We start from the raw sequence: 23,790 nt of genomic DNA, 5'->3' as shown, positions 1-23,790 counted from the left end.
CGGTCGTGTTCGTACGGGCCGTACGGGGGCCGTACGGGAGGTGCGACACGGCCGGGGCTCCCCCGCGGATATCTGCGGGATGGTGCGGCCGGATCTCCCCCGCAGGTATCAGCGGGGCGGTGCGGTCGGCTCGGAGCAGTGGTAGACGGACGGGCCGCCGCCCTGCTCGCTCCGGGGAGCGTGGGGGCGGCGGCCCGTGTGCCGGCGCGGTGTCAGGAGGACCGGCGGGCCTTGGTGGTCGCCTTCTTCGCCGTGGTCTTCGCCACGGTCTTCTTGGCGGCGGTCTTCTTGGCCGTGGCCTTGGCGGCGGTGGTCTTGGCGGTCGCCTTCTTCGCCGCCGGCTTCTTGGCGGGCTTCGCCGCAGCGAGGGCACCCGAGGTGGCGGCGTCGCTGACCCGGTCGCCGAGGATGTCCCGCAGGAACTTGCCGGTGTGGCTGGCCGGGGTGGAGGCGACCTGCTCGGGGGTGCCCTCGGCGACGATCATGCCGCCGCCGTTGCCGCCCTCGGGACCCATGTCGACGATCCAGTCGGCGGTCTTGATCACATCGAGGTTGTGCTCGATGACGATGACCGTGTTGCCCTTGTCGACCAGCCCGGACAGCACCGTGATCAGCTTGCTGATGTCGTCGAAGTGCAGCCCGGTGGTGGGCTCGTCCAGGACGTAGACCGTGCGGCCCGTGGACCGCTTCTGGAGTTCGCTGGCCAGCTTGACGCGCTGCGCCTCACCACCCGAGAGGGTCGGCGCGGACTGGCCGAGGCGGACATAGCCCAGACCGACGTCGTGCAGCGTCCTGAGGTGACGGGCGATGGCCGGCACCGCCTCGAAGAAGCTCAGCGCCTCCTCGATGGGCATGTCCAGCACCTCGGCGATGGACTTGCCCTTGTAGTGCACCTCCAGCGTCTCGCGGTTGTAGCGCGCCCCGTGGCAGACCTCGCACGGCACGTACACGTCCGGCAGGAAGTTCATCTCGATCTTGATCGTGCCGTCGCCCGAGCAGTTCTCGCAGCGGCCGCCCTTGACGTTGAAGGAGAAACGCCCCGGCAGATAGCCGCGGACCTTCGCCTCCATCGTCTCGGCGAAGAGCTTGCGGATGTTGTCGAACACCCCGGTGTACGTCGCCGGGTTGGAGCGCGGTGTACGGCCGATGGGCGACTGGTCGACGTGGACCACCTTGTCGACGAGGTCGTCGCCGTCCACCCGGGTGTGCCGGCCGGGCACCGTCTTGGCACCGTTCAGCTCACGCGCCAGGTGGGTGTAGAGGATGTCGTTGACCAGCGTGGACTTGCCGGAGCCGGAGACTCCGGTGACGGCGGTCAGCACGCCCAGCGGGAACGAGGCGTCGATGTCGCGGAGATTGTTCTCCTTGGCGCCGCGCACCGTCAGGCAGCGGGCCGGATCGACGGGGCGCCGGATCTCCGGCGTCACGATGGACCGCCGGCCGGAGAGGTACTGGCCGGTGATCGACTCCTTGTTGGCCAGCAGCTCCTGCATGGGGCCGCTGTGCACGACCTTGCCGCCGTGCTCACCGGCGCCGGGACCGATGTCCACGACCCAGTCGGCGACCTTGATGGTGTCCTCGTCGTGCTCGACGACGATCAGGGTGTTGCCCATGTCTCGCAGCCGCACCAGCGTCTCGATCAGCCGGTGGTTGTCGCGCTGGTGGAGGCCGATCGACGGTTCATCGAGGACGTAGAGGACGCCGACCAGACCGGAGCCGATCTGGGTGGCGAGCCGGATGCGCTGGGCCTCGCCGCCGGAGAGGGTGCCCGCGGCGCGGTTGAGCGAGAGGTAGTCCAGACCGACGTCGACCAGGAACTTCAGCCGCTCGTTGACCTCCTTGAGGACCCGCTCGGCGATCTTCTTCTCGCGGGCGTTGAGCGTCATCTCGCGCAGGAAGTCGGCGCAGTCGCTGATCGACATGGCCGCGACCTCGGCGATCGACCTGCCCTGCACGGTGACCGCGAGGACGATCGGCTTCAGCCGGGTGCCCTCACACGTCGGGCAGGGCACCTCGCGCATGTACCCCTCGAAGCGCTCGCGGCTGCTGTCGCTCTCCGCCTCGCTGTGGCGCCGCTTGACGAACGGCACCGCGCCCTCGAACGGCGTGGTGTAGGCGCGCTCACGGCCGTAGCGGTTGCGGTAGCGGACCTCGATCTGCGTGCGGTGGCCGTTGAGCAGGGCCTTCTTGGCGCGCTGCGGCAGTCCGGCCCACGGGATGTCGGTACGGAACCCGAGGGCGTCGGCGAGCGCGCCGACCAGACGGCCGAAGTACTCCTTGGTGTGGCCGTGCGACCAGGGGTGGATGGCGCCTTCGTCGAGCGAGCGGTCCTCGTCGGGGACGATCAGCTCCGGGTCGACCTCCATCCGGGTGCCGATGCCGGTGCAGTCCGGGCAGGCGCCGAAGGGGGAGTTGAAGGAGAAGGAGCGGGGCTCCAGCTCCTCGAAGGAGAGGTCGTCGTAGGCGCAGTAGAGGTGCTCGGAGTACATCCGCTCGCGCTGCGGGTCGTCGGCGTCGAGGTCGACGAAGTCGAGGATAACCATGCCGCCGGAGAGCCCGAGGGCGGTCTCGACGGAGTCGGTCAGCCGGCGCTTGGCGGTCTCCTTCACCGTCAGGCGGTCGACGACCACCTCGATGGTGTGCTTCTCCTGCTTCTTCAGCTTCGGCGGCTCGGCGAGCTGGATCGTCTCACCGTCGACCCGGGCACGGCTGTACCCCTTGGTCTGGAGGTCGGCGAAGAGGTCGACGAACTCGCCCTTGCGCTCGCGGACCAGCGGCGAGAGGACCTGGAAGCGGCTGCCCTCGGGCAGCTCCAGCACCTTGTCGACGATGGCCTGGGGCGACTGCCGGGCGATCGGGCGGCCGCACTCGGGGCAGTGCGGCTTGCCGATACGGGCGAAGAGGAGGCGGAGGTAGTCGTAGACCTCGGTGATGGTGCCGACCGTCGAGCGGGGGTTGCGGGACGTCGACTTCTGGTCGATGGAGACCGCGGGGGAGAGCCCCTCGATGAAGTCCACATCGGGCTTGTCCATCTGCCCGAGGAACTGCCGGGCGTAGGAGGACAGCGACTCGACGTAGCGCCGCTGCCCCTCGGCGAAGATCGTGTCGAAGGCGAGCGAGGACTTGCCCGACCCGGAGAGCCCCGTGAAGACGATGAGGGAGTCGCGGGGGAGGTCGAGCGAGACGTTGCGGAGATTGTGCTCGCGAGCGCCACGGACGATGAGACGGTCGGCCACGCCGGTCGGCACCTTTCTTGGAGTGGGCGGGGAGCCGCGGGACCGCGTCCGCCGCCCGGTGATGAGCGGAGGCGGCGGAGCGGAGCGGAACCCCTTCCCAGGGTATGGGGACCGCCACGGCACTGTCTGAGTGATGCCACGCACGAGCCTATAGCACGCGCATTCGAATTCTGGTCGTCGTTGCCCCGCTTCACTCGAACGTGTGGCGGCGCCGGATCCTTCCCGATCACCGCCACCTCCGGCCCCGCCCGCACCCGCGCAGGTCAGCCGGGCCGTCGCTCCCCGCCGAGCACCGGCAGGGCACGTTCCAGCGCGTCGAAAGTGCGCTCCAGCACCTCCGCCTGCTCAACGGCGACCGCCTCCGCGGGGTCACCGTCGAGCTGCCGCCGCACCGCTGTCGCGTACGCGGCCCGCCACCCGGCCGCGATCAGCGCGGCCGCGAGCCGGGGCTCCGGATCGCCCGGCGCCGCACCGGTGGCCCGGCCCAGCTCCACCGCGAGCAGTTCCTCCAGCTCCTCCAGGACCTCGCGCCCCCGGGCCCGCAGCGCGGGCGAGTCGAGAACCGTACGCCAGAAGCTCCCGAACCCCTCCCCCACCTGCGCCAGCGGGTGCCCGGACGCCAGCAGCCCGGTCGCGAGCCGCCGCAGCGCGGCGAGCGGCGCCTCGCCCGGCCCCCGGTCCCGTACCGCGTGAACGAGCAGTCCGGCGGCCTCCGGCACGCGATCGAGGAAGAGGTCCTCCTTGCGCGGGAAGTAGTTGAAGACCGTCATCGCGGAGACCTCGGCGGCGGTGGCCACCTCGGCGACCGTGACCTGCTCGAAGCCGCGCTCGATGAACAGCCGCGTCGCCTCGCCCGAGATCCGCTGCCGCGTCCGCCGCTTCTTGCGTTCCCGCAGCGTGAGGCCCGCTTCCTCCGGATCCACGCCCGCCGGTCCGCCCGCGCGCCCCTCGCTCACCGTTCCCATCGCTCCCATGGGCGATATTTTACTTGCCCTATTTTTTTAGTCACTACACTCTTGGTTCGGTAAGCGATACGGACAGGGGTGGGACATGCGCACGGACACCGCAACGGGCACCGGACCGGACACGGAGGTCGTCGTGGCGGGCGGCGGGCCGGTGGGGCTGATGCTGGCCTGCGAACTCGCGCTGGCGAAGGTCGGCGTCGTGGTTCTGGAGCGGCTGACGGAGGTGGACACCACCATCAAGGCCGGAGCGATCAACACACCGACCGCGGAGGCCCTCTACCGTCGCGGCCTGCTGCCCGCCCTGGAGGAGGTGCAGCGCGCGGCCCTGGAGCGGTTCGCGTCGTTCCGGCGGCAGCGGGGGGTGGCGGACGGGGACGGTCCGGTACGGCCGCCGCGCTTCGCCGGGCACTTCGCGGGGATCATGCTCCACGGCGATCTGCTGGACCCCGAGGACCCGGACTTCCGCGCCGCCGGTGCCGTCGAGGGCATCCATCTCGTCCCCCAGGCGGAGCTGGAGCGGCTGCTCGCCGACCGCGCCGCGGAGCTGGGCGTCACCGTCCGCCGCGGCGTGGAGCTGACCGGCTTCGACGAGGCGGCCGACCACGTGACCGTCCACACCACCGGCGGGACACTGCGCGCCGGGTGGCTGGTCGGCTGCGACGGCGGGCGCAGCACGGTCCGGCGGCTCGCGGGCTTCCCGTTCCCGGGCACCGCACCGGAGATCACCGGCCGGCAGGCGCTCGTCGAGATGACCGGCGGCGAGGGCCTGAAGACCGGGTGGAACGGCACGGACACCGGCGTCTACGCGTACGGGCCGATGCCGGGGCGGATGCTCACCGTGGAGTTCGACGGCCCGCCCGCCGACCGCGGGGCGCCGGTCACCGCGGCGGAGCTGCAGGCGTCGCTGCGGCGCACCTCGGGCGTCGACGTCACGGTCACCAAGGTGCTGTCGGCGACCCGCTTCACGGACAACGCCCGGCAGGTCCCCGAGTACCGCAAGGGACGGGTGCTGCTGGCGGGGGACGCCGCCCATGTGCACGCGCCCTTCGGCGGCCAGGGGCTGAACCTCGGCATCGGCGACGCGGTGAACCTCGGCTGGAAGCTGGCCGCGACGCTCCGGGGATGGGCCCCGGAGGGCCTGCTGGACACGTACACGGCGGAGCGGCACCCGCTCGGCGCCTGGGTGCTGGACTGGACGCGGGCCCAGGTGGCGCTGATGCGGCCGGAGTCGCACGCCCGGGCGCTGCGCGGCGTCCTCGCGGAGCTGGCCGGGACCGCCGAGGCGACCGCCTTCTTCGTGAAGCGGATCTCCGGCGTCCTGCACCGCGTGGATCTGCCCGGCGACCATCCCCTGATCGGCCGCAGCGCCCCCGACCTGCTGTTCTCCGACGGCACCCGGCTCGGCGACCATCTGCGTTCCGGGCACGGTCTGCTGCTCGACCTGGCGGACGACGCCGCGCTGCGCGCCCGCGCCGCCGGCCACACGGACCGGCTGCGGGTACTCACCGTCCGCCCCACCGGGCCCGCGCCCGCCGCGTTGCTGATACGACCCGACGGCTGTACGGCGTGGGCCGTGGCGGCCCCGGGGGACGGCTCCCCGGTGTCGCCGGACGGGCTGGACGACGCGCTGCTGCGGTGGTTCGGCGCCCCCCGCGAGGCCGCGGTATAGCGGCGCACCCGATGGCAGGCGGGGCGCACTCCTCAGGAAGGGGGCGCACTCCGGGATGGCGCGCGCGGTGCGGCCCCGGGCGGCGATCGGCGCGTACCGGCCCCGGGCCTGGTGAGCCGTGGCGCCGCGCCCTCGGCGTACCCCGTACGTGGCCGGGCTCCCCCGGGCGCACCGGTCTCGTCCCGGGGCGCGCGGGGGAGCGGTGTGGCCGGTTCCGGCGGTCTCCCGCAGCCGCGTCCGCGGCGTTAGCGTCGGGGCATGACCGATAACGCGCCTGATTTCGCGCACGATGTGGCCGCCGTCAACGAGGCCACCGAGCGGCTGCTGACCGCCGTCGCCGGTCTCGACGATGCCGCGGTCACCGAACCGTCCCTGCTTCCCGACTGGACCCGCGGCCACGTCCTGGCCCATCTGTCCCGTAACGCGGACGCCCTGGTCAACCTCTTCACCTGGGCGCATACGGACGTCCCCACACCGATGTACGCCGACGCCGAGACCCGTACCGCCGACATCCGGCGGGACGCGGTCCGCCCGCTGGCGGCACATCTGGACGACCTGCGGGAGAGCGGGGAGCGGTTCACCGCCGCCGCGCGGGCGCTCCCGGCGGACCGGTGGGGATTCCGGGTGGAGATGCGCAACGGCGTGACGGAGCGCGCCGACCGGCTGCCGCTGCGACGGCTCGGCGAGGTGGAGCTGCACCACGTCGACCTGGGGATCGGCTACACCCTCGACCGGCTGCCCGCCGCCTTCACCGACGCGGAGCTGGACTTCCTGACCGGCGTGAAATTCGCGGGCCACCCGGGGCTTCCGGCACTGGAGCTGCGCACGGCGGACGGACGGTCGCGGCGCACCGGGCAGTCAGCCGAGGGCGCCTCGCCGCTGGTGGTGACGGGTCCCGCCACCGCGCTGCTGGGCTGGCTCACCGGGCGCGGTGAGCCGGACGAGCTGACCGTCGACGGCGGCGCGCTGCCCGTCGTACCCCCGCTCTAAGCTGGCGTCATGGCCTACAGCGGAGCAGTGAAGGTCGGCGGACCGGCCGACGTGCACGAGCTGACCGACCTGATGATCTCGAAGGTCGCGGTCGGTCCGGCGAACAACAACGCCTACGTCCTGCGGTGCCGGGCGACCGATGAGCAACTGCTGATCGACGCGGCGGCGGAGCCGCACACCCTGCTCGCCCTGATCGGCGACAGCGGTATCGCCTCGGTGGTCACCACCCACCGGCACGGTGACCACTGGGGCGCCCTGCGCGAGGTCGTCGACGCGACAGGCGCCCGGACGTACGCGGGGCGGTACGACGCCGAGGGCATTCCGGTGCCCACGGACGTACCGGTCGACGACGGCGACGTGCTGCGCGTCGGCCGGGTCGAGCTGACCGCACGGCATCTGGTCGGCCACACCCCGGGCAGCATCGCGTTGATCTACGACGACCCGCACGGCGCTCCCCATGTGTTCACCGGGGACTGCCTCTTCCCTGGCGGCGTGGGGAACACCTGGGGCGACGCGGAGCGCTTCACGAGCCTGATCGACGGTGTCCAGGCCAAGCTCTTCGATCAGCTCCCCGACGAGACATGGGTCTATCCGGGGCACGGCGCCGACACCACGCTCGGCGCGGAGCGCCCGCATCTCGCCGAGTGGCGCGGGCGCGGCTGGTAGCCGCGCCCGCGTATCCCGGGCGGCGGGCCCCGCACGCTCCGGCGTGCGGGGCCCGCCGTTGCCGTCCGGTGGCCGGACGCCCCGGCCCGTACGGCAGCGCCGTCAGACGCCCGCGGTGTCCCGCTGCTCCGCTTCCCGCTCCGTCTGCTTCCGGGAGGCGAGGAGGCTGGTGACGGTGGTGACGACGAGGACCGCGCAGATGACGCCCAGCGAGACCGGAATGCTGATCTCCGGGACCGCGACCCCCGATTCGTGCAGCGCGTGCAGCACCAGCTTCACCCCGATGAAGCCGAGGATGACCGACAGCCCGTACGAGAGGTGGACCAGCTTCTTGAGCAGCCCGCCGATCAGGAAGTAGAGCTGCCGCAGCCCCATCAGGGCGAAGGCGTTGGCCGTGAAGACGATGTACGGGTCCTGGGTGAGGCCGAAGATCGCCGGTATGGAGTCCAGGGCGAAGAGGACGTCGGTGGTGCCGATCGCCAGCATGACGATCAGCATCGGCGTCATCAGCCGTTTGCCGTTCTCCACGACGAAGAGCTTCGTGCCGTGGTAGACGTCCGTCGACGGGAAGCGCTTCTCGACGGTCTTCAGGAAGCGGTTCTCCTCGAACTCCTCGTCCTCCTCACCGGCCATGGCCTCCTTGACGAGCTTCCACGCGGTCCAGATGAGGAACGCGCCGAAGAGGTAGAAGACCCACGAGAAGTTGGCGATGATCGCGGCGCCGGCGCCGATGAAACCGGCCCGCAGCACGAGCGCGATCAGTACGCCGACCATCAGCACCCGTTGCTGGTAGACGGCCGGGACCGCGAACTTCGCCATGATCAGGACGAAGACGAAGAGGTTGTCGACGCTCAGGGATTTCTCGGTGATGAATCCGGCGAAGAACTCACCGGCCGGACCGCTGCCGCCGAACAGCAGCAGCCCGAGTCCGAAGAGCGCGGCGAGCGTCATCCAGACGCCGGTCCAGATTCCGGCCTCCTTGAGGGAGACCTCGTGCGGGGTACGGCCGCCGATGAAGAAATCGGCGGCGATCAGGGCGCTGAGACCGAGGATGGTCAGCACCCACAGGGTCAGGGAAACGTCCACTGCTCCTCCGGCAGAGTCGAACGGCACGTACAGCGTCGTGGCTGCCGGAGGTCTCTTCCGCCCGGCTCCCGAAGGCCGCCGGGCCGCCGCCCCGGGATCGCGTCACACTCGTGATCCGTGATGACGGGGACGTCGTTGCAGGAATACTCCCCTCCGCGAAGCAAGAGTAAAAGAAGACCAAGGGAAAGTAAATGGAAAGGTAAAAACCGCTGGTGGGTGCCGGTCTCTCGTGCGGTGAAGCGGGTGTGCCGCGCGCCCGGCGGGGCCTGGCGCGCGGCGGTACGGCACCCGGCGGTCAGCTCACACCGGCCTCCCGCATCTGACGGAGCTCCTTCTTCAGCTCGCCGACCTCGTCCCGGAGCCGCGCCGCGACCTCGAACTGGAGGTCCGCGGCGGCGGCCCGCATCCGCTCGGTCATCTCCTCGATCAGCTCGGCCAGCTCGGCGGCGGGCCGGTCGGTCGGCGCCGCGGCCTTGCCCGCCTTGGCGCGCTTGCCGCCCTTCGCCGCCTTGCCGCCCAGCTCCGGGACGGGCGCCTTGGCCGGCGCCCCGGAGTCGCCCTTGCGGTAGCCCGTCCCCAGCAGCTCCTGGGTGTCGATCTCCTCGCGCGCGAGGGTCGCCACGATGTCGCCGATCTTCTTCCGGAGCGGCTGCGGGTCGATGCCGTGGGCCTTGTTGTAGGCGAGCTGCTTCTCCCGGCGGCGGTTGGTCTCGTCGATCGCCCGTTCCATCGCCGGGGTGATCTTGTCGGCGTACATGTGGACCTGGCCGGAGACGTTCCGCGCGGCCCGTCCGATCGTCTGGATCAGCGCCGAACCGGACCGCAGGAAGCCCTCCTTGTCGGCGTCCAGGATGGAGACGAGGGACACCTCGGGGAGGTCCAGCCCCTCACGGAGCAGGTTGATGCCGACCAGGACGTCGTACTCGCCCGCCCGCAGCTCGCGCAGCAGCTCCACCCGGCGCAGGGTGTCGACGTCGCTGTGCAGATAGCGGACCTGGATGCCCAGCTCCAGGAAGTAGTCCGTGAGGTCCTCGGCCATCTTCTTGGTGAGGGTCGTGACGAGGACGCGCTCGTCCTTCTCCGTCCGGGCCCGGATCTCGTGGACCAGATCGTCGATCTGCCCGTCGGTGGGCTTGACCACCACCTCCGGGTCCACCAGCCCGGTCGGGCGGATGATCTGCTCCACGAAGCCGTCGGACCGCGCCAGCTCGTACTTCCCCGGGGTCGCGGAGAGGTAGACGGTCTGGCCGATGCGCTCCAGGAACTCCTCCCACTTCAGCGGGCGGTTGTCCATGGCGGACGGCAGCCGGAAGCCGTGCTCGACGAGGGTCCGCTTGCGCGAGGCGTCGCCCTCGTACATCGCGCCGATCTGCGGCACCGTCACATGCGATTCGTCGATGACCAGCAGGAAGTCGTCGGGGAAGTAGTCCAGCAGGGTGTTCGGCGCGGAGCCGGGCTCGCGGCCGTCCATGTGCATGGAGTAGTTCTCGATACCGGAGCAGGAGCCGACCTGGCGCATCATCTCGATGTCGTAGGTCGTGCGCATCCGCAGCCGCTGGGCCTCCAGGTGCTTGCCCTGCTTCTCCATGGTGGCGAGGCTGCCGGCCAGCTCCGCCTCGATCCCGGCGATGGCGCGCTCCATGCGCTCGGGACCGGCGATGTAGTGGCTGGCGGGGAAGACGTAGAGCTCCCGGTCCTCGCTGATCACCTCGCCGGTCAGCGGATGGAGCGTCGACAGCGCCTCCACCTCGTCGCCGAACATCTCGATCCGGACGGCCAGCTCCTCGTAGACCGGGAAGATCTCGATGGTGTCGCCGCGCACCCGGAAGGTGCCGCGGGTGAACGCCACGTCGTTGCGGGTGTACTGGATGTCGACGAAGCGGCGCAGCAACTGATCGCGGTCGATCTCGTCGCCGACCTTGAGCGGCACCATGCGGTCGACGTACTCCTGCGGGGTGCCCAGGCCGTAGATGCAGGACACCGACGCGACCACGACGACGTCCCGCCGGGTGAGCAGGGAATTCGTCGCGGAGTGGCGCAGCCGCTCGACCTCCTCGTTGATGGAGGAGTCCTTCTCGATGTACGTATCGGACTGCGGGACGTACGCCTCGGGCTGGTAGTAGTCGTAATAGGAGACGAAGTACTCGACGGCGTTGTTGGGCAGCAGCTCGCGGAACTCGTTGGCGAGCTGGGCCGCGAGGGTCTTGTTGGGCGCCATGACGAGCGTCGGGCGCTGCAGCTTCTCGATCATCCACGCGGTGGTCGCCGACTTTCCGGTGCCGGTCGCGCCCAGCAGGACGACGTCCTTCTCACCGCCGCGGATGCGCTGCTCCAGCTCGGCGATGGCCGCCGGCTGGTCGCCGCTGGGCTGATAGGGGCTGACGACCTCGAAAGGCGCCACCGTGCGTTCGATCTTCGATACGGGCCGCATGGAAACCACCGTACGACCCACCACTGACATCCGGCCGGGAAACCCGTCCGACCAGCGCGTTCATCCGGTGGGCGGGCCGTCGGCGCGGGACGTCCCGGCTGCCGCGCGGTACGCCCGGCCCGCCGGACGACCCCGGGGCGGCCGCCGGGCCACACGCGGTTCCGGAGCACACGCCCGTACGGCGCAACGGCCCGCCCCTCTCCCTCGGCGAGCGCGGCGGGCGCGGGAGACGGGCGGTACGGGGCGGGTACCGCACGGACGGGCGCGCCGGCAGAGGTGCCCGGCGAAGGGGTCGGACAGCAGGGAGCGGTCGGCGGGACGGAGGGGACGGGTGCGCACGCCCGGCGCACAGGCGTAGGGCCGGGGCCCGGGCGCCCCCGGAGCCGCCCCGCGGCGGCCTGATCCGTCGGACCCCGCGGGCCTCACCCTCCCCCGTGGCCGTCCGGTGTCCCACCCGTGATCCGGAGTCACACCCTCCGGTCTTCCGGTAAGGCCAAAACCGGTCAGAGGCGCTAAGGGTGACGAACCGTCGGTCGGGATGCGGGTTCGCCGTCACTCCGGCAAGTTGGACGGCGCCGGAGCGTCCATCTGTTGCACGGCGATTCCGGACAACCTGTCACCGCGCGCCTCAAACACGGAACACCGGCCACTTCTCGTTCAGTTTCTGTCCATCCCTCGCCTCCCTCTCCGTACCGCCCGGCTGCGAACCTCTGGCCGTCCGGCACGGCGTCAGGCCACGTCGCACCCCTCTCCGCACACCTCACACCCGGTCACGTCCACGACGTCCACGAGGAGTCCGTATGCGTCTTCGCACCGTCGCCACCGCCCTCACCGGCGCACTCCTGGGGCTGTCCACGCTCGTCCTGCCCCCAGCCACCGCCCAGGCCGCCGGCGGCGGCCACAGAACCGTGACGGTCGCCCACCGCGGCGCCCCCACCCACGCGCCCGAGAACACCCTGGCCTCCATCGACGAGGCCCACCGGCGCGGCTCCCGCTGGGTGGAGAACGATGTGCAGCGCACCAAGGACGGTGAGCTGATCGTCATGCACGACACGACGCTCAACCGGACGACCGACGTCGAGAAGGTGTTCCCGGACCGCGCGCCCTGGAAGGTCGCCGACTTCACGCTGAGCGAGATCAAGAAGCTGGACGCGGGCAGTTGGTTCGGCGCGAAGTTCACCGGCGAGCGGGTGCCGACCCTCAAGCAGTACATGACCGCGGTCACCCACAACCACCAGCGGCTCCTGCTGGAGCTGAAGTCGCCGGAGCTGTACCCGGGCATCGAGCTCCAGGTCCTGTCCCAGCTCCGCCACCAGGGCTGGCTCGACCGCGCCCACGTCAAGAACCGCCTGATCATCCAGAGCTTCAACGGGGACGCGATGAAGACCGTCCACCTGCTGCGGCCCGACATCAAGACCGGTTTCCTCGGCAACCCCACCGTCGCCGAGCTGCCCGAGTACGCGCGGTTCTGCGACCAGATCAACCCGTCGTACACGGTGACCACCCCGGCATACATCAAGGCGGTGCACGCGCTGCGCGGGCCGCACGGCCGCCCGCTGGAGGTCTACACCTGGACCGTCGACAGCACCGCCACGGCCGTGAAGCTGGCCGGTGCCGGTGCGGACGGCGTCATCAGCAACACCGCGGACACGATCCGCGCCGCGCTGCGCGAGAACGGTCTCTGACCTGGCCGTACGGCCTGGCGGGCGGATCCGGGGACCGGCTCCCGGATCCGCCCGCCGCCGCGTTGTCAGTGCCACGCCCTACGCTGAAGGCGTGACGGATGCAGCGCAGGACTCAGCGCGGAACCCGCGGCGCGACTGGGCGTGGACGCGGACGGACTCCCCCATCGGGCCGCTGCTGCTCGCGGCGACGGAGCAGGGCCTGGTCCAGGTCTCCTTCCATGCCGACGAGCGGACGACCCGGCGGGCCCTGGCCCGGCTGGAGGGGCTCTTCGGCACGGGCCCGCGCGCGGAGATACCGCATCTGTCCGTGGCGGTGGCGGAGCTGACGGCGTACTTCTCCGGCGAGCTGACCGCCTTCACCGTTCCCCTGGACTGGTCGCTGACCTCGGGGTTCAACGCCCGGGTGCTGCACGCGCTCGACGCGGGTGTGCCGTACGGCAACGTCGTCGGCTATCAGGACCTCGCCGACCGCGTCGGTGAGCCGGGCGCCGCACGGGCGGTCGGTGCGGCGATGGGCGCCAATCCGCTGCCCGTCGTCGTCCCCTGCCACCGGGTGGTGGCCAGCGACGGCGGTATCGGCGGTTTCGGCGGCGGTCTGGAGGCCAAGCGCATCCTGCTGGCCCTGGAAGGCGTCCTGCCCGCTCCCCTGTTCTGACCGCGCGGCGCCCGGAAGGCGGCACCATGTCCACACAGATCGCGCTGCTGCGCGGTATCAACGTCGGAGGGCACAACTCCTTCCCCAAGGCCCGCCAACTGGAGCTGGCGCGGTCGGCGGGGCTGCGGGACGTCACCGTCCTCCTCCAGACGGGCAACCTCGTCTTCGCCGATCCCGGCACGCCTCCCGAGGAGACCGCACGTCTGCTCCAGGAGCGGATCCTCACCGATCTGGGGCTGACGGTGCCGGTGGTGGTACGCACCGCGGCGGAGTTCGCCGCGACCGTCGCGGCGAATCCGTACCCGCGGGCGGTGGCGGAGCCACGGACCCTGCACGTCACGTTCCTGTCCGCGGCGCCCGCCGACACCTCACGGCTGGACGCCCTCGACCAAGCGGCGTTCGCCCCCGACAGCTTCCGGCTGGTCGGACGGGAGCTGTATCTGTACTGCCAGGACGGCATCGGCCGCTCCAAGCTCGCGCAGGCGGTGGGCCGGGCCCCGCTCGGCGTCACCGCCACCTCCCGGAACTGGAACACCGTGAGCAAGATCCTGGCGCTGACCGGGGCCTGACCGGCCGGTCCCGGGGCGCCGTGGTCGCTGCCGCGCGACCGGCCGTCCCGTGGACCGGCCGGTCGCGGACCGGGCCGGCCGGTTCAGCGCCAGCCGTAGCGCTCCTGGAGCCGTCGTGCGACGAGACCGAAGCGGGCCCGGTCCAGCGCGCACGCCTCCCGGCGCATGCCCTGGGCGTGCAACCGCAGGACCCGGTCCAGATCGACCCACGAGGCACGGCCCGCCCGGTCCCACGGTCCGGTGCCTATGGCCAGCCACTCCCGGTCCTGGTCGTGCGGCTTGCTGGACAGCCGGACGGCGAGCAGCGTCCCCGCCGCTTCCCGGGCGACGACCAGCACCGGCCGGTCCTTGCCCCGCCCGTCCCCTTCCTCGTACGGCACCCAGGTCCACACGATCTCGCCCGGGTCCGGGTCGCCGTCGGGATCGGGCGCGTAGGACATCCGTACGGCGCCGACGGAGGCGGGCAGGGCGTCCGTGGTCGCGTGGGGTCCGCGACTGCCGGGGAGCGCCGGGCTGTCGCCGGTCGCGTTGCTCGAAAACGTCACGGGCCCACGCTAACCGCCGCCCGGTGAGAGGCCGTCAGGGGCCGGGCGGCGGCCGCGGAACCGGTCCGTTGTCAGTGGTCGGCCCTACGGTTCTCAGCAGCGGGGAAGGTCAACGGGACCGCCCGGGGAGGGGATCGCCATGTCCGAATCCACGACGTATCTGGAGCTGTCCCAGGAGGGCGGCGGGGCGCACAAGTTCTACGAGGTGACGGTGAGCGGGACGGAGGTGGCGGTCCGCTACGGCCGGATCGGCGCGGCCGGGCAGTCGCAGCGTTCCTCCTTCCCGACGGCGGAGAAGGCGCGGGCGGCGGCCGCCAAGAAGATCGGCGAGAAGGTCCGCAAGGGATACGCCCCTGCGGTCCAGGGGCAGCGCGCCGCCCGGCCGGTGACGCGCCGCCAGGTCACCTCGACGCCGTCGACGGCGCGCGCGGTCGCCCCCGTCCTGTGGCGGTTCCGCACCGGCTCCGCCGCGTTCGGCATCCACGTCGACGCCGACCGCTGCTGGGTCGGCAATCAGAACGGCGACGTCCACACCCTGGGCCACGACGGCGAGGTGCTGGCCCGCTACCAGCTCCCGGCGGGCGTCAAATGCCTGGTGGCGGACGACTTCTGGATCTACGCCGGCTGCGACGACGGCTCGGTGTACGACCTCTCCTCGAAACTGCCGTTCGCCGCGTACGACATCGCCCCCGACGTCGACATCTTCTGGCTGGACATCCGTGAGGGCATCCTCAACGTCGCGGACCGCGACGGCGGCCTGACGGTCATCGATCACGAGGACGAGTACCAGTGGTCGCGCCGCAGCAGCGGCAGCGCCGCCTGGATGGTGCGGCGCGACGACCGCGCCGTCTTCCACGGCCACAGCGGAGGCGTGACCGCGTACGCCGCCGACGGCAGCCGCGAGATGTGGCACGCCCCCACCCGGGGCGCGGTCCTCTTCGGCTGGCAGGAGGAGGGTTCGGTCTACGCCGGTACGGACCGCCGTGTGGTGCAGCGGCTGGCGAAGCGGGACGGTGCGGTCGAGGCCACGTACACCTGCGACACCGTCGTCTACTCCTGTGCCACGGCGCCCGGCGGCCGGTACGTCTTCGCCGGTGACTCGGCGTCCTCGGTGTACTGCTTCGCCGCCGACGGCACCCGGCTGTGGAAGCTCGGCACCGGCGGCGGCTCCGCCCTGTCGATGCAGTACCTCGACGAGAAGCTGTACATGGTGACCACGGACGGCTCGTTGGTCTGTGTGGACGCGAGCGAAGCCGCCGTGACGGCCGCGCGGGCCGGTACGGTCCCGGTCGCCAAGGACGTGAAGTCGGCCGCCGCGCTGCCCACCTACACCCCGTCGGCCACGGTGCAGACGGTGACGGCCACCGCCGCCTCCGGCATCGTCGTGGAGTGCGCCCAGGAGGGCGGGCGGTTGCGGGTGCACGTCGTGTCCGACGGCTTCGAACCGTCCTGGAACGTGCAGTTCCCCCGGCACATACGCCGCCCCGGAGCGCGCTATGTCGTCGACGGACTCGCTCCGGCGGCAGGGGGCTTCTACCGCGTGCGGGGCGAGATCCGGCAGTTGGTCTGAGCCGGGCCCCGGCACGGAGCACCCCCAGGTCCGCCGGTCAGGCCGGTCCGTTCCAGGCCGGGCGGCGCGGATCGTCGGCCCGTACGACGGCATCCGCGGCGTCGGCCGGACGGGTCTCGTCCTCGTAGCGCGCGAAGGCCGGCAGCGTCCAGCGCTCCTCCTGCGGAGTGCGACGGGCGAGGGCCGCGGCGGACAGCCTCAGGTGCACCGTGAGATCGAAGGGGAACCAATGACCGAGCAGCAGCGGCCCGTGCAGCAGCAGGACGCCGCCGGGCGGCAGGGTCACGTAGTCGCTGCGGGTGGCCCGGTCGGCGGCCGGGTCCCACAGATCCGGCAGGATCCGGCCGGTGCCGCCGGGGTCCAGCGGCTGGAAGACCTCCCGCCACAGGGCGCGCCGGTCGAACCACTCGTCGTGGTAGGCGTCCGGGTCGGTGTGCCCGTACTCAAGACGCAGCGAGGCGGGGCGCAGGAAGCCGTGGGTGCTGATGGGGAGGGCGGGCCGGCCGCGCAGCCGCAGTGCCTCCGTGAGCGCTCCGGCGAGCTGTCCCGGGTCGGCGGCGGGCGCGCCGTCGATGGCGATCCGCAGCCAGGGGCCGCCGTCCTGCGCCGGGGTGGCGGCGATGCGTTCGGCGAGCGCGTCGGTCAGTCGTTCCCAGGTGATCGGATGGAGCCGCACCCCGTCATTGTGCACGCCGGCGGGGTGCGGCCTCCCGTGGGTCAGCGCGGGGAGGGACCGTTCCCGTGGTGGAGGTGGGAGATCACCCCGGCCTGGATCACCGTGCCCTGCTGCACGGTGCCGCTCATGACGTTGTGCACCTCGCGGACCGACACCGCGTCCGGTGCGGGCCGCCACTCCGCCTCCAGGGCCGCCAGCTCCTCGGCGGCGTCCGGATCCTCGCGCAGCAGTCGGCGCAGTTGGCTCCGCCAGGTGGCGATGACGTCGGCAGCCGGGTCCTCGTCCCCGTCCCGCTGCGCGGCCGTCAGGTCGTCCCGCGAGGCGTCGAGTTCTTCCCGGAGCGCCTCTTCGTCGTCCCCGCGCCGCCGGGCGAGGAAGGCGGCGAACCGCCCTCGCACCTGCGCCCAGCCCTCCGTGGCCATCTGCTGTACGAGGGCCGTCGCCCCGGCCGTGGCGAGTGCCGTCAACTCCGCGTCCATCGGTTCCCCTTGTCCCCGTTGCCGTTCCGGTGCCGCCGTCGGTGCGGCGGCCGTCCGACCGTACGCCGCGGCGGCCGTCCGCGACACCGCGTCCGGTCCACCGGGCGGTGAGCGGGTGCCGGGGCGGCCCGGACCGGTGCCGTCCGGCGGCTCAGCTCTCGTCGGCTCCCGGGCGGGCCGCGCCGTAGCGGCTGAGTTCGGCCGCCGCCTCCTTCGTCGCCTCGATGACGCTGTGCGGCGCCTCCGGCATCACCGACTTCAGCTTGAGCAGCAGCACCGCCCCCATGATCGCGCCGTCCCAGATGATGGGCGCCGCGCAGGAGTTCCACCCGGCCATGCACTCCTCGTAGCCCAGGGCGTGGCCGAGGTCGCGGACCTCGGCCAGCGAGGCGCTCAGCGCGTCGTTGTCCCGGTAGACGCCGGGCCCCGCCTGGTCGGGCACGGGCTCGGCCAGCACCCGCTGCTGCAGCTTCTCCGGCAGGTACGCCAGGATCGTCCGGCCGGAGGCCCCGGTGCGCAGGGAACGCGTCACGGACAGCACATCGCGGGGCGTCATGCCCAGTTCGGCGAGGTCGGAGTCGCCGACGGCCATGTCGACGCACTGCCGCTGCGCCCCGGAGAACGGCGCCACCATGTAGAGGAACGCCAGACCGCCGTCGGTGGCCATCCGCAGTTCGCGCAGCACCGTCTGCGAGATGGCGCCGTCGAGGCGGTGGTCGAGTGCGGTGAAGGCGAGCCGGGCGGCCGAGGTGCGCAGCCGGTAGAGGCCGCGGTCGACGCGTTCGAAGATCTGCTGGTAGATGCCGGACTGCAGGATGCGGTAGACGACGGAGTCGTCCAGGCCGGTGAACTCCGCGATCTCGCCGGGGCCGTGGGCGGATCCGCCGAGTTCGGCGAAGGCGGTCTGGACGAGGAAGACCCGCTCCGCATGGCCGGATCCTGTCGTCCGTGCGGTGCCCCCGGCGACGCGCGGACGGCGCGCGGTCTTCCTGCGAGTGGTGGCGCCCGCAGGGGCCGGACCGGCGGACATGGCGACGGTGTCGGGCGCGGTGATGCGGTTACCCATCGTGTGCTCTCTCCCCTGGCAGTGGTCAGCGCCCGTGGGCGCACGGTGGTGGTGCCGGGCGCCGCCGGATGCCACGCGGCTCGCCGGTGGCGGATGCCCGGGCCGGTCTCAGGCCACGCTGCCCGGCGTGGCCGCGGAGGTCCGGTTCCTGACGTCGAGCGTGAGCTTGCCGGTCGGGGTGCGGGCGGCCAGATCGCGGTGGGCGCGCGCCGCCTGGTCGAGCGGGTAGCGGGCGCCGGTGAGGGGGGTGAGGGTTCCGGCCTCGACCGCGTCGAAGAGCGCCCGCATCGAGGTCGGCAGGGCGGTCCGGTCGCCGTAGAGCTGCGGCAGCCAGAAGCCGGAGACGGTGAGGGACCGTTCCATCAGGTGGCGGGTGGGCACCTGTGCCATCTCGCCGCTCGCGTAGCCGTACACCGCGAGGCGGCCTCGCGGGGCGACGGCGTCGAGGGTGCGGTGGAAGGTGTCGCCGCCGGTCATCTCCAGGGCGGCGTGGACGGGTCCGCCGGCGGCCTCCAGGATCCGTTCGGTCAGGTCCTCGGCGGTCGAGTCGACGGCCGCGTGGGCGCCGAGGTCCACGGCGAGCTTCCGCTTCTCCTCGCTCCCGGCGAGGGCGATGACCTCGACCCCGGCGTGCGCGGCGAGCTGGACGGCCAGCGAGCCGACCCCGCCCGCGGCGGCGGGCACCACCAGCTTCTCCCCGGCGCTGACGCCCAGCGTGGTGAACAGCAGGTGCCAGGCGCTGTTGCCCTGGAGCGCCAGCGCGACGGCCTGTTCGTCGCTGACGCCGTCGGGGACGTCCCAGGTGACGCGGCGGTGCAGCAGGGCCCGTTCGGCGTAACCGCCGCCCCGGGAGAGCCCGATGACGCGGCGTCCGCCGTCCGCCGTCCCCATGACCTCGTTGCCGGGGATGTACGGCAGATCGACCGGCGCCAGGTAAGTGTTGCCCCGGACGTGCATGTCCGCGTAGTTGATCCCGGCGAGGTGCACCTCGACCGCCAGGTGGCCGGCGCGGGGGCCGGGCTCGGGGACCTCCTCGGTCCGCAGCACCTCGGGGCCGCCGAATTCTCGCATCACGATCGCGTGCACGACTCTCCCTCAGGGGTCTCGGTGCTGTGCCCGCACAGGGTAGGCACGCCTCCCGTGTGCGGGGTTCCGTCCGACCATTTCACGCCAACCCCAGTGGGTTTCCCGGCCCGTTGTGCCGCGTCAGACGAGAAAGTCCGCCGGCTTTTCTCACCTCGCGAGAAACTGCCCGCGCGCTTTCCGCCCATTGCGTCGTTTTGCATCAGATCTACGCACCGGTATCGGCGGGGTGGCTCCCGTGTGCCCCTCGGATACTTGCGGGTATCGCATGCGATCTCCGCGGCCTACGATCCGGTGTCGTGTCCGCCGTCTCCAGGTCGGGACGGCCACGCTCCCAGGGGCCGCACGCGCTCCGCCACGGGGCAGCCGCCCACGGGGTGCGCGACGGGCGGACGACGGGGCGCACCACCGGGCGGGTTCACGGGGTGTGCACGGGCTGAGGGGGGTCATGATGCGGAAATCCGTCGGCGTACCGGCGTTCGCGCCGCGATGTCAGGACGTTCAGCTCCCGGATTTACCCCTGACTGCGGGGGTCCGCCGGGTGCGCGCGAGGCTGTCCGCCCTCCCGTCGGTATCGGCCGCGTTCACTGCTGCCTCCGGCGCCGTCGTGGCGGCCGCGCGGCGCAGGGCACGCCCGGCGCCGGTTCCCCCGTTCCTCCCGGCGCCCCTCGCCCGCCCGGTCATCGCGCGCACCTGCGGAGAAAGAGGCTGCCCATGAACACGCCCAGCGGTATGAGCAGCGGCGGGCTCCACTTCACCCACCCGTATCTCGCCGTGGTGACGGGGGGCGGCGTCGCGGGGTTGCTCGCGGCGGCGGCGCTGTCCGGGCACGCCGATGTGGTGATCGTCGAGGAGGAGACGGTGCCCCGGGAGCCGGCGTCACGGCGGGCGCTCCCCCACCCTCGGCAGGCGTCGTTCCTCACCACCGCGGTCGCCGAAACCGTCGAGGAACTGCTGCCGGGGGTGACGGGGCGGCTGCTGGAGGTGGGCGCCCGGCGGTTGCCGCCGGCCGCGGGCCCCGCCCCCGCGGCGAGCCGGATCCGCCGCCGGACACCTCCCGGCTCGCTCCTCTCCTCCTCCCATGACCTGCTCGAACGGGTGGTCCGCGAGCAGGTGCTGTCGCTGCCCGGTGTCACCCTCCTCGACGGCGCCGAGGCCGAGGGCCTGACCGGCACGCCGGAGGATGTCACGGGCGTACGGATCCGGGAGACGCTCAGCGGCGCCGCCCAGCGGCTCGACGCGGATCTGGTGATCGATGCGACGGGGCGGGCCTCCCGGACCCCGGAGCACCTGGTCGCCCTGGGCCTTCCGGAGGTCCGCGAGACGGTCGTGGACGACGGCTTCACCTTTGCCACCCGCGTCTTCCGCGCCCCTTCCGGAAGCTGTCCCGCGGTGCTCGGCACGGGCCCCGGCGCCGGGCGCGGGCTCGACCGGTACGCGAGCCTGGTGCCGATCGAGGACGGGTGCTGGCTGGTCACGCTGGCGGGAGCGCCCGGCGCGGAACCGTCGCACACCGCCGACCGCTTCGTGCCTTTCGCCCGTGGCGTGGGGGACGGCGCCATCGGGGAACTCATCGCCGACGCGGAGCCGCTGAGCGAGGTACGGCTCTCCCGGAGCACGACCGGCCACCGGCGGTGGTACGAGGAGCTGACGGCCTGGCCCACAGGGTTCTTCGTGCTGGGCGACGCCGTGGCCACGTTCCCCGCCACGGACGGCCGGGGGCTGAGCGCCACCGCGCACGCCGCAGTGGCGCTGCGCGACGGGCTGCACCGCCACGGGCTGGACGCTCCGGCGCTCGCCCGCGGTCTGCAGCGGACCGTCGGCCGTCTCCTCCACACGCCGTGGACGCTCGCCACCGGCCAGGACACGCGTCGGCCGGGCGCCACCGGGCCGCTCCCTTCCACGGTCGCGCGCCTCGCCCGGGGACCGGTGCACCGCATGCTGCGTTCGGCCACGAACCGGTCCACGGGCCGCGGTGGCCACCCGGACCTCGCGGCTCCGGCCGCACTCGGTACCCGTCCCGCGCCCGCGGGGCGGCTGCCCGTCGTCTCCCCACTCCCGTTGATCACTCCGCCCTCCTCGGGGTCTCTCCCCTCAACCGCCCTGCCACCGGGCCGTTCGGTGTCCCCTGCCAGTCCCTTCGTCGACGGGGCGCGCGTCGCCGACGGCGAAGCTGCGGCGGACGGGAACCCGCCGCTCCCGCCGCACGAATCGGGCCCGCCTCCAGGACGGACGGGGCCGGGGGGCGAGGCGGCGACGGAGTGGTGAGGGGGCGCCGCGTTTCTGACCGCCACCGGTCTTCCTCGCCGTGACCTGCGCGTGGTCCTGCTCTTCCATCCCCCTACCTGATGCGATCCTGCTCCGACAGAGCGAAGGCCCTGACACGACGACGTGCCCATCCCTGACTTACGGTGGTGAATCACGGAAGCGCCAAGATCAGACAGGGGTTTCGGAAACCGGTGAGAGGTGCTGACGACAGGCTGGACAAGGGCAGGGAGGCGCGTGGATGCCAGTGTGGGGACATGCTCGATACCAGTCACGGTCTGATCCCTCCGCTACGGGTGCCGGTCGGGGCGGACCCCGAGCGCTGGCGGACGTTCCCCACGGAGCGGACCGTCGTGGTCATCGCCCGGACGGTCACCTCCACCGTCCGGGTGCTCGATGTCCTGGGCCCGGTCTTCCGTGACGAGTCCCGTGTCGATCTGGTCTTCGCCTTCGACCCCAGCTCCGCCTTCAACGACGGTGTCCACGACCTGATCCGCTCCGTGGGCGCCCGGGTACTGCCCTGGCACCAGTACCGGGACCTAGCTCCGGACCTGGTCATCACGGCCACCGAGAATGCCGACCTCGCCGTCGAGGGCCACACCGCTCCTGTCCTCGTCCTGCCGCACGGCGTCGGGTTCCACAAGGTCGTACCGGATTCCCGCAGTGACCAGGACCGTCTCGCCGGAGTCGTCCCCGACGCACTGCTGCGCAGCGGCCGGGCATGGCTCGCCGTCTCCCACCCCGACCAGGCAGAGCAGTTGGCCGCCGCTCACCCCCTGACCAAGGGCCGGACGCTACTCATCGGCGACCCCTGCCACGACACACTGGTCAACGGTGTGGATCTGCGCGCCACCTACCGCGATGCGCTCGGCGTCACCGGCAGCCGTCGCCTGATCGTGCTCAGTTCGACCTGGCGCGACCGGTCGCTCCTCGGCCAGAACCCCACGCTGCCCGCCCGACTGCTCGCCGAACTGCCGATGGACGATTACGCGGTGGCCCTGGTGACCCACCCCAACATCGTTTCCGCGCACGGCGTCTACCAGCTCCGTTCGCTGCTCGCCTCCCCGCTCAGCGCGGGCCTGCTGCGCATCCCGCCGACGGACGGCTGGCAGGCCGCCCTGGTCGCCGCAGATCTGCTGATCGGCGACCACGGCTCGGTGACGTTCTACGGTGCCGCGTTGGGCAAGCCGTTGCTGCTCGGCGCGTTCAGCGAGGAAGAGGCGGTTCCCGGTACGCCGATGGCGGAACTGGGCAGGCGGGTGCCGCGGCTCGCAGCCCGTGCCCCGCTTCGTCCGCAGATCGAACGCGCCCTGGACACCAATATCCTCGGGCCAACCGACAGCGAATCCCTCAGCCGACTCGGGGCCAAGGCACTCATCCCGCCTGGCCACGCACTGAACCGACTGCGTACCGCAATCTACGGCCTCCTCCGCCTCGACCTTCCTGAGCACCCCACCCCTCTGCCGCGTTTCGCCCCCGAGTGCCCGCGTCCGGCGGACCCGCGCCCTGGCATCACCGCGGTGAACGTCACGTGCGAGGTCCATGACTCTCGCACTGGCCCGCAGGTGGTCCTCAGCCGGACGCCCGCCGTGGTCCGCCATTGGGCAGGCGGAGGAGGAGCTCCGGAGACCGCCCCCGGAACCGCGCACAAGGCCGAGAACGGTTTCGCTTCTGCTGGGCCGTCGCCCTCCGCCAACACGTTCCGCCATCTGTCCTGCAGCGATCTGGAGCAGGACCGAGAGCTGGCGGAGAACGCATCCGTGCTGGTCCGTGACACCGTTGCGGGGTCCGCCGCCATCGCCGACCAGTGGATCGCGGATGTGCTCTCACGCTATCCGGGCTGTCTGCTCGCTTCGACAGCTGTCGCCGACACGAGCTGCCGGGTAGGGCTCCGCGACGGCCGGACTGTCACAGCAGCGCTTTCGGAAAACCGTCACGGTGCGGTGATCGCTGCAGCACTCGTCCACACACTGGTGAGCTCGGGGCGCCCCCTGGAAACGGTCGCTTTCACTATCGGCGACCTCGCCGGGCGCACCGATCTCCGCATCGTCCAGCGAGGCGGTGCGGCGACCTCGAGCTTTTCCACGCAGCCAGATGCGTACCGGATGACGCCGGCCGTCGGAGAGTTCGCGGACCGGCTTTGAGCACCGCCTG

At 72.0% G+C, this 23,790-nt stretch carries 18 protein-coding genes; 9 read left to right on the top strand and 9 right to left on the bottom strand.

Going from position 1 to position 23,790, the window contains the following annotated elements; translation table 11 throughout:
- Positions 1-212 precede the first annotated feature (212 nt).
- Together uvrA and ACGH2B_RS22180 are read right to left on the bottom strand one after the other, a co-directional pair.
- Positions 213-3,236, bottom strand: a complete 3,024-nt coding sequence (gene uvrA / locus ACGH2B_RS22185) for an excinuclease ABC subunit UvrA (protein ID WP_399092616.1) — start codon at positions 3,234-3,236, stop codon at positions 213-215.
- A gap of 263 nt (positions 3,237-3,499) precedes the next feature.
- Entirely contained in the window at positions 3,500-4,201 is a 702-nt protein-coding gene (locus tag ACGH2B_RS22180) for a TetR/AcrR family transcriptional regulator (RefSeq protein ID WP_399097216.1), read from the bottom strand.
- Between the two features lie 85 nt (positions 4,202-4,286).
- Between ACGH2B_RS22180 and ACGH2B_RS22175 the strand changes: the two genes are divergently transcribed.
- The 3 genes from ACGH2B_RS22175 (at position 4,287) to ACGH2B_RS22165 (ending at position 7,526) form a co-directional block, all read left to right on the top strand.
- Positions 4,287-5,870, top strand: a complete 1,584-nt coding sequence (locus tag ACGH2B_RS22175; RefSeq protein ID WP_399092613.1) for an FAD-dependent oxidoreductase — start codon at positions 4,287-4,289, stop codon at positions 5,868-5,870.
- Between the two features lie 258 nt (positions 5,871-6,128).
- Positions 6,129-6,860, top strand: a complete 732-nt coding sequence (locus ACGH2B_RS22170; RefSeq protein WP_399092610.1) for a maleylpyruvate isomerase family mycothiol-dependent enzyme — start codon at positions 6,129-6,131, stop codon at positions 6,858-6,860.
- Between the two features lie 9 nt (positions 6,861-6,869).
- Entirely contained in the window at positions 6,870-7,526 is a 657-nt protein-coding gene (locus ACGH2B_RS22165) for an MBL fold metallo-hydrolase (RefSeq protein ID WP_399092607.1), read from the top strand.
- A gap of 102 nt (positions 7,527-7,628) precedes the next feature.
- Here ACGH2B_RS22165 and ACGH2B_RS22160 read toward each other — a convergent pair whose 3' ends face one another.
- Both ACGH2B_RS22160 and uvrB read right to left on the bottom strand, forming a co-directional pair.
- On the bottom strand, positions 7,629-8,612 hold the full coding sequence (locus tag ACGH2B_RS22160) for a TerC family protein (protein ID WP_399092604.1): 984 nt from the start codon (positions 8,610-8,612) through the stop codon (positions 7,629-7,631).
- 295 nt (positions 8,613-8,907) lie between these two features.
- Positions 8,908-11,043: an excinuclease ABC subunit UvrB gene (gene uvrB / locus ACGH2B_RS22155; protein ID WP_399092601.1), complete on the bottom strand. Its 2,136-nt coding sequence runs from the start codon at positions 11,041-11,043 to the stop codon at positions 8,908-8,910.
- 800 nt (positions 11,044-11,843) lie between these two features.
- Here uvrB and ACGH2B_RS22150 point away from each other — a divergent pair.
- The 3 genes from ACGH2B_RS22150 to ACGH2B_RS22140 all read left to right on the top strand — a co-directional run bounded on the left by ACGH2B_RS22150 (position 11,844) and on the right by ACGH2B_RS22140 (position 13,952).
- Positions 11,844-12,728: a glycerophosphodiester phosphodiesterase gene (locus ACGH2B_RS22150; RefSeq protein WP_399092598.1), complete on the top strand. Its 885-nt coding sequence runs from the start codon at positions 11,844-11,846 to the stop codon at positions 12,726-12,728.
- Between the two features lie 91 nt (positions 12,729-12,819).
- Positions 12,820-13,383, top strand: a complete 564-nt coding sequence (locus ACGH2B_RS22145) for a methylated-DNA--[protein]-cysteine S-methyltransferase (RefSeq protein WP_399092595.1) — start codon at positions 12,820-12,822, stop codon at positions 13,381-13,383.
- A 26-nt stretch (positions 13,384-13,409) separates the two neighbouring features.
- Positions 13,410-13,952 carry a DUF1697 domain-containing protein gene (locus tag ACGH2B_RS22140; RefSeq protein WP_399092592.1) on the top strand — a complete coding sequence of 181 codons (543 nt, stop codon included), beginning with the start codon at positions 13,410-13,412 and terminating at the stop codon, positions 13,950-13,952.
- A gap of 83 nt (positions 13,953-14,035) precedes the next feature.
- Here the strand turns inward: ACGH2B_RS22140 and ACGH2B_RS22135 are convergent, their stop codons facing one another.
- Complete coding sequence (locus ACGH2B_RS22135) at positions 14,036-14,497, bottom strand: type II toxin-antitoxin system PemK/MazF family toxin (RefSeq protein WP_399092589.1); 462 nt, start codon at positions 14,495-14,497, stop codon at positions 14,036-14,038.
- Positions 14,498-14,636: 139 nt separating this feature from the next.
- Between ACGH2B_RS22135 and ACGH2B_RS22130 the strand changes: the two genes are divergently transcribed.
- Entirely contained in the window at positions 14,637-16,067 is a 1,431-nt protein-coding gene (locus ACGH2B_RS22130; protein ID WP_399092587.1) for a WGR domain-containing protein, read from the top strand.
- A gap of 37 nt (positions 16,068-16,104) precedes the next feature.
- On the opposite strand, the gene ACGH2B_RS22125 is transcribed toward ACGH2B_RS22130, so the two are convergent.
- The 4 genes from ACGH2B_RS22125 to ACGH2B_RS22110 form a co-directional block, all read right to left on the bottom strand.
- Entirely contained in the window at positions 16,105-16,743 is a 639-nt protein-coding gene (locus ACGH2B_RS22125) for a uridine kinase (protein WP_399092584.1), read from the bottom strand.
- A 41-nt stretch (positions 16,744-16,784) separates the two neighbouring features.
- A complete protein-coding gene (locus ACGH2B_RS22120) occupies positions 16,785-17,222 on the bottom strand; it encodes a hypothetical protein (protein ID WP_399092581.1) in 438 nt (145 codons plus the stop codon).
- A 151-nt stretch (positions 17,223-17,373) separates the two neighbouring features.
- The gene (locus tag ACGH2B_RS22115; RefSeq protein ID WP_399092577.1) at positions 17,374-18,288 is read right to left on the bottom strand and encodes an IclR family transcriptional regulator C-terminal domain-containing protein; all 915 of its coding nucleotides are present in this window, start codon (positions 18,286-18,288) and stop codon (positions 17,374-17,376) included.
- A 108-nt stretch (positions 18,289-18,396) separates the two neighbouring features.
- The gene (locus tag ACGH2B_RS22110; protein ID WP_399092574.1) at positions 18,397-19,374 is read right to left on the bottom strand and encodes a zinc-binding alcohol dehydrogenase family protein; all 978 of its coding nucleotides are present in this window, start codon (positions 19,372-19,374) and stop codon (positions 18,397-18,399) included.
- 711 nt (positions 19,375-20,085) lie between these two features.
- Between ACGH2B_RS22110 and ACGH2B_RS22105 the strand changes: the two genes are divergently transcribed.
- Positions 20,086-21,639 (top strand): FAD-dependent monooxygenase, encoded by a 1,554-nt coding sequence (locus tag ACGH2B_RS22105; protein WP_399092571.1) that lies wholly within the window; start codon positions 20,086-20,088, stop codon positions 21,637-21,639.
- A gap of 254 nt (positions 21,640-21,893) precedes the next feature.
- A complete protein-coding gene (locus ACGH2B_RS22100; RefSeq protein WP_399092568.1) occupies positions 21,894-23,780 on the top strand; it encodes a CDP-glycerol glycerophosphotransferase family protein in 1,887 nt (628 codons plus the stop codon).
- The last annotated feature ends 10 nt before the right edge of the window (positions 23,781-23,790 follow it).

Origin of the sequence: Streptomyces sp. BBFR2 (genome assembly GCF_044497305.1) — a bacterium.
Lineage (GTDB): Bacteria > Actinomycetota > Actinomycetes > Streptomycetales > Streptomycetaceae > Streptomyces.
The sequence above is the reverse complement of the archived record's forward strand: the minus strand, read 5'-3'. Positions and strand labels throughout refer to the sequence as shown.

Bases quoted from the DNA above. Each gene is read 5' to 3' on its own strand.
- ACGH2B_RS22170 (WP_399092610.1), top strand. From the start codon at position 6,129: ATGACCGATAACGCGCCTGATTTCGCGCACGATGTGGCCGCCGTCAAC.
- ACGH2B_RS22180 (WP_399097216.1), bottom strand. From the start codon at position 4,201: ATGGGAACGGTGAGCGAGGGGCGCGCGGGCGGACCGGCGGGCGTGGAT.
- ACGH2B_RS22130 (WP_399092587.1), top strand. From the start codon at position 14,637: ATGTCCGAATCCACGACGTATCTGGAGCTGTCCCAGGAGGGCGGCGGG.
- uvrB (WP_399092601.1), bottom strand. From the start codon at position 11,043: ATGCGGCCCGTATCGAAGATCGAACGCACGGTGGCGCCTTTCGAGGTC.
- ACGH2B_RS22150 (WP_399092598.1), top strand. From the start codon at position 11,844: ATGCGTCTTCGCACCGTCGCCACCGCCCTCACCGGCGCACTCCTGGGG.
- ACGH2B_RS22100 (WP_399092568.1), top strand. From the start codon at position 21,894: ATGCTCGATACCAGTCACGGTCTGATCCCTCCGCTACGGGTGCCGGTC.
- ACGH2B_RS22120 (WP_399092581.1), bottom strand. From the start codon at position 17,222: ATGGACGCGGAGTTGACGGCACTCGCCACGGCCGGGGCGACGGCCCTC.
- ACGH2B_RS22115 (WP_399092577.1), bottom strand. From the start codon at position 18,288: ATGGGTAACCGCATCACCGCGCCCGACACCGTCGCCATGTCCGCCGGT.
- ACGH2B_RS22140 (WP_399092592.1), top strand. From the start codon at position 13,410: ATGTCCACACAGATCGCGCTGCTGCGCGGTATCAACGTCGGAGGGCAC.
- ACGH2B_RS22175 (WP_399092613.1), top strand. From the start codon at position 4,287: ATGCGCACGGACACCGCAACGGGCACCGGACCGGACACGGAGGTCGTC.
- ACGH2B_RS22165 (WP_399092607.1), top strand. From the start codon at position 6,870: ATGGCCTACAGCGGAGCAGTGAAGGTCGGCGGACCGGCCGACGTGCAC.
- ACGH2B_RS22105 (WP_399092571.1), top strand. From the start codon at position 20,086: ATGAACACGCCCAGCGGTATGAGCAGCGGCGGGCTCCACTTCACCCAC.